At 69.9% G+C, this 10,240-nt stretch carries 8 protein-coding genes; 5 read left to right on the top strand and 3 right to left on the bottom strand.

Translation table 11 applies throughout. The annotated features are described in order from the left end of the window. Positions 1 to 14 precede the first annotated feature (14 nt). Positions 15 to 1,406 (bottom strand): hypothetical protein, encoded by a 1,392-nt coding sequence (locus BO221_RS42160; RefSeq protein WP_073566561.1) that lies wholly within the window; start codon positions 1,404 to 1,406, stop codon positions 15 to 17. A 148-nt stretch (positions 1,407 to 1,554) separates the two neighbouring features. Here BO221_RS42160 and BO221_RS54365 point away from each other — a divergent pair, with 148 nt between their 5' ends. The 4 genes from BO221_RS54365 (at position 1,555) to BO221_RS42175 (ending at position 5,882) form a co-directional block, all read left to right on the top strand. After that, positions 1,555 to 1,725 carry a Xan family putative trans-acting RiPP leader peptide gene (locus BO221_RS54365; protein WP_143196002.1) on the top strand — a complete coding sequence of 57 codons (171 nt, stop codon included), beginning with the start codon at positions 1,555 to 1,557 and terminating at the stop codon, positions 1,723 to 1,725. 26 nt (positions 1,726 to 1,751) lie between these two features. Then, positions 1,752 to 2,747 (top strand): aromatic ring-hydroxylating dioxygenase subunit alpha, encoded by a 996-nt coding sequence (locus BO221_RS42165; RefSeq protein WP_073566602.1) that lies wholly within the window; start codon positions 1,752 to 1,754, stop codon positions 2,745 to 2,747. A 130-nt stretch (positions 2,748 to 2,877) separates the two neighbouring features. Next, the gene (locus tag BO221_RS42170) at positions 2,878 to 4,782 is read left to right on the top strand and encodes a hypothetical protein (protein ID WP_073566562.1); all 1,905 of its coding nucleotides are present in this window, start codon (positions 2,878 to 2,880) and stop codon (positions 4,780 to 4,782) included. A gap of 17 nt (positions 4,783 to 4,799) precedes the next feature. Next, entirely contained in the window at positions 4,800 to 5,882 is a 1,083-nt protein-coding gene (locus BO221_RS42175) for a hypothetical protein (protein ID WP_143196003.1), read from the top strand. A gap of 24 nt (positions 5,883 to 5,906) precedes the next feature. On the opposite strand, the gene BO221_RS42180 is transcribed toward BO221_RS42175, so the two are convergent. Next, a complete protein-coding gene (locus BO221_RS42180; RefSeq protein WP_198956297.1) occupies positions 5,907 to 7,187 on the bottom strand; it encodes a TldD/PmbA family protein in 1,281 nt (426 codons plus the stop codon). A 340-nt stretch (positions 7,188 to 7,527) separates the two neighbouring features. On the opposite strand from BO221_RS42180, the gene BO221_RS42185 reads away from it, so the two are divergent. Beyond that, entirely contained in the window at positions 7,528 to 8,877 is a 1,350-nt protein-coding gene (locus BO221_RS42185) for a metallopeptidase TldD-related protein (RefSeq protein WP_073566565.1), read from the top strand. Positions 8,878 to 8,892: 15 nt separating this feature from the next. On the opposite strand, the gene BO221_RS55165 is transcribed toward BO221_RS42185, so the two are convergent. Continuing rightward, on the bottom strand, positions 8,893 to 10,240 hold a 1,348-nt coding region (locus BO221_RS55165), incomplete at its 5' end, for a cupin-like domain-containing protein (protein WP_073566566.1).

The raw sequence follows: 10,240 nt of genomic DNA on the forward strand, positions 1-10,240 counted from the left end.
TGGCTATTTCTTTCCTACATCCGGATGGTGACGCCGAGCCCCGCGCGGAAGAGCAGGTGGCTCGAGGAAGGCAGCTCCGCGACGGTGGCGTCCGGCTCGAAGAGGAACTCGCCGCCGCGCTCACCGAAGGGCATCTCGAGATACGCCTGCACGTTCACATCGCGCAGCACGCCGAGGCCGGCATCCAGGCGCCCCAGGAAGGAGCGATCGCTCAGGTTGGAGATGACGGTGATTCCGGCGCTGGGCTCGGCGATGCTGCGCCGGTCCACGCGCACCTGGGCCATGGCATAGGCGCGGCCGAAGAAGAGCGAGCGGTAGTCCCCGGTGGAGTGCACCCAGGTGAGCAGGGCGCGATCCTCGTAGCCGAGCGCGTTGTAGAAGCCCTCGAGCCGGACGTTGGCGCGGTAGACGTCTCCGAGGCGGAAGGTGCCCTCCACGCCGCCGCTGGCCAGCAGCTTGGGTCCTTCGTAGGGGCGCTCGGAGAAGCCCTCCGCGGTGCGCCGCCAGCCGCGGGTGAGGCTGTCGCGCACCAGGGCCAGCTCGGTGTTGAAGTCCAGCGGGCCCACGCCCACGGACCAGCCCAGGCCGTAGCGGGGCCGGCGCCCCTGCTGGAACGCCGCGGTGAGGCTCAGCTCGCTCGGACCGAGCGCCATCTCGGCCCGCACCGCCCCTCCGTAGCGCAGCCGCTGGGTGGCGGGGCCTTTCAGGTCCGCCGTGGCGATCAACCACAGGTTCGAGGCCGTGGCCTCCCAGGGGATGTTCACCTTCAGCATGTCGATGCCCGTGCGCAGATCCAACACATCGAGCGGCCGTGGATTGGGCTCCTGGAGGAAGTCGGTGGGGTTCCACACCTTGGAGCTGCCCCAGCGCAGCTGCTGGCGGCCGATGGTGAAGAACACGCTCCGGCCCAGGCTGAACCGGAACCAGAATTGATCCAGCGTGACCTGGGGCGTGGACAGCACCGGATCCAACGCATCGTAGAGGAGCCGTCCCCGCACGAAGCCGCGCAGCTCGTCCGAGGGCTGGACGTCCATGAAGATATCCGCGAGCGAGGGGAGCACGGGCTGCATCGTCTGCCCGTCGAGCCCTTGGAAGCCGAGGAACTCGGCGCGCTGGTAGTAGAGGCCTCCCAGGGTGAGCAGATCCCGCTCGCGCTCCGGCTTCGGGGCTCGCGAGGGGCCCGTGTCGACGATGGGCACCTGGGCGGGGGCGGGCGTGGCCTGCTCCGGCGCGCTGGGGCTCTCGCTGGGGTTCTCGATGGTGGCCGGCTGCATCCACTCATCCAGTGCCGAGGCACTGGCCGGCGGGGTGACGGGCTCCTCGCCCTGCCCCTGCGCCGCGGTGGCGGGGTCCGTACAGAGGATCAGCAGCGCGACCGCGACGGGCAGTGGGAGGAGGCGGGGCATGGGGGGGGTGCGAAGTCTACTTGATTCTCAATTTAACAGAATGTTCACCCCAGCCGTACATTGACAGGTGTGCGCTCTTCGCTGGAATATCAGAACTTGGGAGTTATCCCCGCTTCTAACGAGCATTACCCCCCCCAGGAGGCCCCCCATGGCATCGGAAGAGCTCAGCGCGTCGCCCGTCGCATCCGCCCCCGCAGAGCAGCAGGCCCAGGCTCCCGAGGCTGTCGCCGCGGCGCCCGAGAAGCTCGATGAGCTGGAGGAGATCAACTTCCTGCTCGAGGAGATCGAGAGCAAGATCGCGCCCCTCGCGCTGGCCTGAGCCGGAAAGCCGTCATGGAAGCGGGCGTGCGCTCCTACGAAGAGGCCTTCTCCCCCTACTGGCACCCCGTTGCGTTCTCGCACGAGCTGAAGGAGCGCCCGCTGGCGGCGCGCCTGTTGGGGCAGGAGCTGGTGGTGTGGCGGACGGGCGCTGGCGTGGCCGCCACGCAGCGCTACTGCGCCCACCGGGGTGCGGATCTGTGCGCCGGCGCGGTGTCCGGCGAGGGCCTGCGCTGTGCCTTCCATGGCTGGACGTACGGGCAGGATGGACGCTGTGTCCGGGTGCCTTCGCAGCCCGGTGCCGCCATTCCCGCTCGCGCGGCGCTCGCGTCCTTCCGGGCGGTGGAGCGCTATGGCCTGGTCTGGGTGTGTCTGGATGCCCGCTCCCAGGAGCCGCTGCCGGAGTGGCCGGAGCTGGAGGGGGGAAAGGTGGCCACCATCGCGCTCCCTCGCCTGGACTGGGAGGTGTCCGCGGGCCGCCTGATGGAGATCATCCTGGACGTCACGCACCTGTCGTGGGTGCATGACGGGACCTTCGGCAACCCGGCGCAGCAGGAGGTGCCGCCCTACGAGGTGACGCGGCTGCCGGGTGGCGTGCGGGCGCAGATCCTCTATCCCGCGCTCTCCCCAGCCCTCGAGGGGATGCCGCCGCGGGTGGACAAGACCACGCTCACCTATGACGTGACGCTGCCCTTCGCCGTGCGTCTGTCCTTCAAGCCCACGCTGTTCTTCCAGCACACGGTGTACGCCGTCGCCTCGCCCTGGTCCGAGGAGAAGGCGCAGTGCTTCTATTTTTCCTCCTACCACCCGGCCATCAAGCAGTTCCCGGACATCTTCGTGAAGTCCGAGCTGGCCATCCTCGAGCAGGATCGCCTCATCGCCGAGGGCCAGCGCCCCAAGGCGCACCCGCTGGATTTCTCGGGCGAGGTCCACGTGAAGGCGGATCGCCTGCCCGTCGAATACCGACGGGGAGTGATCGCGTTGCGCACGGGCCGTCCCGTGGATGGGCCCGCTCCGGAATGAGCCGTGGAGGCTCCCGGAGGGGTTCTTGGTTTTGAAATGAAACGCTTGCTAGAGTCGTGCCCCGTCCGCCCTTGACGCCCCCCCTGCCTCGTCGCCCCCCTCGGCGAGGTGTGCAGGACCCAAGTACCTCATGAAATCGCTCCCGAAGATTCTTCTGCTTCCCCTCGTGGCGCTCGTCGCGAGCTGTGACCTCTTCAATGTCGAGGACAGCGAGGGCACCCGTGGCCGTGGCGCGAAGGCGTTCGATCCGTACTCGAGCTCCGCGTCTGGAGCCATCTCGCTGTCGCTGATGGCTTTCAACGGCTGCGCCATCCTGCCCAATGGCGAGCCGGTGACGCGCGGCGATCTGGATCCGGCCACGTTTCCCTATCCGGACCAGTGCGAGTTCCTCAACGACGGCTTCTTCGGGCTCGGGCCTTCCCGGCCGCCCTCGGCCCGGCTCACACTCGTGCGCAACTCGCTGTACTTCCTGCGGGAGCTGTCCCTCATGGACGCGCTCGTCAACAGCGCCCACATGAACTTCGCGGACAAGCAGGCGCCCGCCACGTGGATGCGCAAGCACTCGCGCTTCAAGAGCCTGGACTGGAGCGGCCTGACGGTGGGCCGCGAGAACTGGAAGAGCCTGGGCTTCGGCAGCTTCCAGCGCGAGGTCTTCTACGAGAACGCCGCGTGGATGCTCTCCAACGACGACACCCTGAAGGTGGAGGTGATCGACGCGGGCGGGACGATCCGCACCACGCAGACGTACGGCCGCCAGGAGTTCCTCGCGGAGAACCCCGTCACCGGGCGCACGCGCGCCAGTTGGATGACCACCGGCGTGGGCGCCCCGCGCTTCCCCGGGGACACCGAGCCCCAGCCGGGCTCGTACAACCCGCCCGTGTACCACACCGGGGTGAAGGTCTCCTTCGCCAACTCCACCAACCCCTTCAAGACGTTCCGCACCCCTGACATCTCCGGCGAGGGCGCCATCCGCGTCACCTGGAGCCTGATGCCCGACGAGCCCTTCCTGTTCCCGGTCACCTTCGTGAGCGAGCAGGATCGCGAGAGCACCTGCTACGAGCTGGACGCCGACGGCCTGGCCACCGACAAGGCGGTGCCCTGCGGCTTCGGTCTCGAGCAGCAGCTGCGCATCAACAAGCCGGGCAACGGCAAGTACTTCCTGCCGGGGGATACGTTGGACCTGCTGGTGTCGCTGCAGGACGGGGATGGCCACGGCCTGCACCCGAGGGATCTCATGCCCAGCTGGAACGACTTCATGGGCGGCTCGTCCAACGGCCTCGGCTACTTCAATGACCGGATGCTGCTCAACTTCCGGGACACGAGTAGCACCGAGTCCGGCTTCAAGGTGGTGGGGCCGCTGCAGGATCTGAAGACCGTCTACGGCACGTACTCGCTGCCCTATTTCTCCTACCCGGTGTCGGGCGAGCCGCAGTTCTACGTGACCCCCGGCATGCCGGATGCGTTCCCGGGGTACGCGGCCGCGAAGCAGCCCACGCGCTACTCGGTGAAGCTCTCGGATGACGCGAAGCCTGGCACCTACATGGTCATGCTCAAGGGGCACCGGGCCGTGGACGGCGAGCGCCTCAACCGGCTCGACTCCTTCTTCTTCCAGGTGGGCCAGGAGGCTCCCACGACGTATCCGGGCCGGGTTGGCAACTGCCAGAGCTGCCACAACGGCGTGAACTCGCTGGACAACCTCCACCATGGCATGTCGGTGGACAACGTGGAGGCGTGCAAGACGTGCCACTTCGAGCCGCAGGTGGGCCACGTCTCGGACTTCATGCACCGCATGCACATGAGCTCGCGCAAGTACAAGCAGAGCAAGTCGGACTGCACCTTCTGCCACCTGACGCGTGAGAGCGCCGTGCGGCCGAGCCTCGTGGCCTGCAACAGCTGCCACATCAACTCGCACGGCACGGAGTACTTCGACGTGCTCTACGAGGATCTGCAGAACACCCCCAATGCCTACGGCAATTGCGCCAACGCCTGCCACGGCGTGACGCCGCCGACGGGCCACATCCTTCCCACCAAGTGAGACGAGCGAGGACCGCCATGAGAGCTTCGTCCATCATCTCCAGTGTCATGCTCGCGGCCTCCCTGACCGGGTGCTCCGCCGAGCTCCCGCTCCAGGGCGAGACGGCCACGCCCTATGCGGAGCTGCCGCCCGCGAAGACCGCCGTGTCGGGCATCATCTTCGACCCGGAGGCCTTCCACTTCGCCGCGGCCACCTTCCCGCCGCTGGGAGATCCCTCGGATCCCATGACGCCGCCGCCTCCGCCGCGGATGCTCGTCCTCGGCATTCCGTACATGACGCGAGCGGTGCCCGTGGGGGCGCAGGTGCGCGTGATGAACGGCGACACCGTGGCCGACTCCAGCGAAACCGTCACCCCGGGCGCCACGTGGCAGGTGGGGCAGGGGGTGCTGAGGGACGAGACCCTCACCTATGCGCTGCGGGCCGAGGCCCCGGACGGCGTGGTCATTGGCGCCGAGGGAGACTTCCCGCCGCCCTTTTTCGAGCCCATTCCCCAGGCGAAGTACCACCCCACCACCTCGCTGAGCCCGCTGCGCACGCTCAACACCTCGTGCGTCTCGCAGGTGGCGATGATCGTGGGCGAGGCGGGGGCTCTGTCCGCCCTGTCCAACTCCACGGGCAGGAGCATCGACAATCTCGTGTCGGGTGGCGTGGCGCTGGTGTGGGTGCTCTCTCCCGGTTTCTTCTTCGACTTCGAGAACAACCCGCTGGGCGGGGTGGAGATGACGAAGGAGTCGGGTCCGGGCACGGTGTACGCGCTGGACTGGGCGATGCCGGGCAGCGTGGCGGGCCAGTCGCCCATGGGCTACTTCGTCACGTCCGAGCCGGTCAGCCCCCTGGGCTACTACGCCGTCGTCGTCCCGCCGGGCTCCCCGGCGGAGCCGGTGGCGCTGGGCTTCGAGGACTCCGTGACGACGCCCGATGGGGAGATGCCCGGGGAGTTCGGTCCACGGCCGTTCCCCCTGGCTCCTGCCTTCATCGAGGTGCGGCCGGGCGAGGTGTCCGTGCTGCGCAAGTCCGCCTTCCCCTCGCTCTCGTTCCCTCCGCCTCCCGAGGACGAGGAGTATGTGCCGTCCACGGACATGAGCGTCCTGTGCCGCTGAGCCTCGCGTAGGTCCGCGGCGGTCTCAGCGCCAGGGCCGGAAGTAGAGCCGCTGGAAGCGCACGGCCGGCTGTCCGAAGGAGACGGGCAGCGGGCCGTGGTCCAGCTTGCGGCAGCCGCGGGTGGCGAACAGGTTGCGCGAGTCCGCGCCCACCGCGTCGATGCCCGCGAGGGCCTCCAGGCCGTTGCCGCTGAGAATGCCTGGGGACACCATGTGTCCCAGGCGGCCGTCGCGGATCTCCTGCGCCTCGACCACGTAGAAGCTGAAGTCGCCCGAGAGCAGGTTCATGTGGCGCGGCGTCATGTGGCGTACCAGCAGGCCGTGGGGAACGCCGGCCAGCAGCCCTTGCAGGTCTCCCTGGTGCGGCTCCACGCGGGTGTGGGCCATGCGGGGAAGGGGCGGGTGCTTGTAGCCCACGCGCCGGCCGTGCCCATTGGGGGCGTGGCCCAGGGCCCTGGCGCTGTGCCCATCCAGCAGCGGCGAGCCGACGACGCCCGCGTGGATGAGGGGCACGGGCCGCGAGGGGTTGCCCTCGTCATCCCAGCCATAGGCGAGTGCTCCGTCCCCATCGGTGGGGTCATCGGAGATGGAGACGAAGGGCTCGGCCACCCGCTGGCCCAGGCGGTGGGCCAGGTAGGAGCCGCCCCGGGCGACGACGTCTCCCTCCAGGGGATGGCCGCAGACCTCGTGGAAGAAGCAGCCGGAGGCCGAGCCGGGAGGAAACACCACGGGAAGGGCTCCCGTGGGGCAGGGCACGATGGGGGTGCACTCGTGGAGCTGGCGCACCATGTGCTCGACCAGGGACTCCAGCTCCGGCAGGGCCGAGTGGAGCCGTGCGGCATCCGGGTAGGCCGCGCAGCGCCACAGTTCTTCCGTTCCGGTGGGAGTGGCGCCATGGGCCTTCAGCTCGATGAGGGCGTAGCGCCTGCGATCCAGGACCTGGCGCTCCTCGTTGGCGAAGAGGGTGTACTGGTCCACTTCGCGCAGCAGTACGTCCAGGTGCACCGCGCCCGCCTCGCGCGCCCGCTCCACCAGACGCCGCACCCCGTCCTCCAGCGCCCCGGTGCCTTCCACCAGTGCGGGGCCGGGGGCGAGCAGCGCGAGGGCTCCGCTCGCCACCTCTCCGGGCAGCGCGCCGGCCGGGAGCGCGTCGTGGACCACCTCGCTCCACACCTGCTCCACCCCTCCGCGCACCTCCCGGCGGGCCGCGTAGCCTCGCTCGAGCAGGGGCGGCTGGACGCGCAGACCGGAGGGCTGGTGGATGAGCTCCCTCACCTCTCGCCGCTCCACGAACCAGTCGGACACCCCGCGTACCTCCTCCCTCCCTTTTATCCCCTTCGAGCGAGTCCGCGAAGGTGGCGCAACGGGGCCATTTCAACGGGGCCATTTCAACGGGGCCATTTCAACGGGGCCATTTCAACGCGGCCATTTCAACGCGGCCATTTCCCCTCTCCCTCCGGGAGAGGGACGGGGTGAGGGTATCGGGTGAACCCGGGTTGAACCCACTGTCCACACCGTGGGCCACGGGTTGAAGAACGGGGACAGGCACCCTCACCCCGCCCCTCTCCCGAGGGGAGAGGGATACTTGTCGGTCACTTCCCCGCGGGGCTCGGCGTCGGCGTGGGATGGGGCATGATGGGCCGTCATGGCGAGCGGCGAGCACGACAGGCCGGAGGGCGCGGGAGCGGAAGGCTCGTGCGCGGGGATGGACCTGGGCGTGCTGGCCGGGGACGCCCGGGCGCGGATGGATGCGCACCTGCGGAGCCATGCTCCCGCCGGGGCCGAGCTCTTCCTCACCGCGAGCCGCCGCTTGTCGCTGGCGTACGAAGTGAGCTCGGGGCGCTTCTCCCTGTCCCGAGGGGAGTCCGTCTCGGCGGCGGCGCGGGTGTGGCGCGAGGAGGGTTCCGGCTTCGCGGCGCTGGGCGTGGGTGGAGCCGGGGACCTTGAGCGCGTGCTGAGCGCGGCCTCGGAGCGGGTGCGGGCGGAGGCTCGCTCGCCGCTTCCCGCGCTGCCGGCACCTGGCGTACCGCCGCCGGGGCTTCCGGTGCTGCCGGGTGCGCGGGCCCGGGAGCTGGCGGAGCACGTCGCCCGGACGGTGCTCCCGCCCGGTGTCATCGTCCAGGCGGCGGTGCTCACGTGCACGGCGAGCGCGTCCCTGCTCGTGCGCGGCGAGGGCGTGCTCCAGGGGAACCTGGATGCCCGTCAGGAGGCCATCGTGCGGTGCGAGACGTCGCGCGGAGCCGTGGTGGACGGAGTGGCCGGGCCCTTGGGCGAGGCGTGGAACCTGGAGCCCCTGCGAGTACGGCTGGCGGAGGCCGTGGAGACGCTGGAGGGGGCCGCGGAGGCGGCGGATCCCCTCCTGCCGCTCGTCCTCCGGCCCGCGGTTGCCGCCCCGCTCGTCGCGGCGCTGGCGTGGATGCTGCGGGGAGACGTGGCGGTGGCGACTCCCGCTCTGGCGCGCGCGGTGGGCAAGAAGCTCTTCCCCTCGGTGCTGTCGGTGGTGGACGAGCCCCTCCATCCGCTCGGGATGTGGCGGCGGAGCGTGGATGACGAGGGCGCTCCCGCACGGGGGCTGCGGCTCATCGACGAGGGCCGCCTCCAGGGCTTCCTCCACGCGGCGGCCACGGCGGCGCGGCTCGGGGTGGAGCCCAATGGCCGGGGCCTGCGCACCGAGGGCTCGCCCCCCTCACCCTCCGCGCTCAACCTCTTCGTGGTCCCCCGGGGGGACGCGCTCCCGGAGGACTACACGGAGCTGGTGGCGCGCGTGGAGACCTTCACCACGATGCCGCGCCCCGGAGTGGTGTCCCTGATGGCCGGGGGCTGGGAGGTGCGGCGGGGCCGGCGTGTGAAGCGGCTCGCCCCGGTGGAGCTCCGTCTGCCGGTGCTGGAGACGTTGCGTGCGCTGCGCGGCGTGGGGGCGGACCTGGCGTTCTTCCCCACCGCCGACGGGTGTGGCACTCCGTCGCTCATCCTCCCGCCGCTGCTGGGAGGCTGAGCGTTCCTCCTGGGCTCAGCGAGGCTTCCTGCCGGGAGCGGGGCAGCGCTGGACGGCGCGCCAGCGCACGAGGTCATCGAGCAGGGAGCGGAAGGAAGCGCGGGAGAAGGAGCGGGAGGGGAGGCGGGAGAAGAAGGCGTGCTCGAGGGCGGAGACGCTCAGGGGCTTGCCCAGGTTGAGGGAGGAGACGAGGCGCTCGAGGCGGCGGCGCAGGAGGGGGGAGCCGGGGAGGGTGGAGGAGCGGCCGATGGCGGAGACCAGGAGCTGCTTGCCGGGAAGGGGAACGCAGACGATGGGGCGCTCGGGGTGGGCGCGGATCCACTCCTCGGGAGCGAGCGGGGCCTCCTGGGCCTCGGGCGGGGCCGCGTCCAGGGCGTTGGCGGTGAGGCAGCGGACCCACTCGATGGTGCTCTCGCGCTCGGCGGAGAGGAGGGCCTTGCGCTGGCCGCGCTGACGCAGGGCGGAGCGGATGCTGGCGGGCACCTGCCAGGTGCGCTTGCCGGGCAGCTCGTTGTGGCGCAACTGCCCGGGCCACTCATGCGGGGGGGCCATGGAGGTGAACATCGGCGGCGAGGCGCATGCGGAGACGGAGATGCTGATGTTCAGCCCCCCTCCGGAGGGTTCGGCGCGGTGCCAGTGGGAGACGGGCCAGTAGGTGACGTCGCCCGCGGTGGCCTCGAGGAAGGACGCGCGGGACAGCACCGCGTTCTCCTCGGCCTTGTCCTTCATGAAGAGGGAGTAGGGCCTGTTGACGAGTGAGGGATCCTTGGGGACCTCCTCGCGGCTGGCGAGCGTCTCGAAGGGCCAGACGCTGAAGGTCTTCTTGCCCTCGACGACGAAGTTGAAGGCGTGCGAGTTGTCCTTGTGGATGCCGAAGGGCGTGTACCGGTAGTTGCCGAAGAAGATGCACGACTCGTTGTTGCCCAGCGGCACGCCAACCTGCTCGTAGAGGCCGGACAGGAAGCTGCTGAGCTGCTGCCAGTGGGTCCACTGGTACATCTGGAGCCGGTTGAAGACGATGCCGAAGCGCTTGCCGCCCAGCAGCTTGTCCAGGCGCGCCAGGTATCCCTCGACGCCACCATCCTCGGGGCGCGGCATGTGATTGGAGAGGGACATGAGCATCGAGTAGTAGGGCAGCCCATCGGCGCCCTCCTCGTGCTCGATGAAGAAGCGCAGGGGCATGGTGTACTCGCCCCGGCGCACGCGCTCGCCGGCATCGAGGAGCGCCTCGTAGATCTGCCCGGTGGTGGGGGCCCTGTCGCCGAACGGCCGCTTGAAGACGGCGGGCTCACGGTTCCAGTGGCGTTTGGCGAAGTCCTTCCAGAAGGAGCGGGGCAGCGCGAGGGAAGGCTCTGCCTGGGGG

Origin of the sequence: Archangium sp. Cb G35 (genome assembly GCF_001896145.1) — a bacterium.
Lineage (GTDB): Bacteria > Myxococcota > Myxococcia > Myxococcales > Myxococcaceae > Archangium > Archangium violaceum.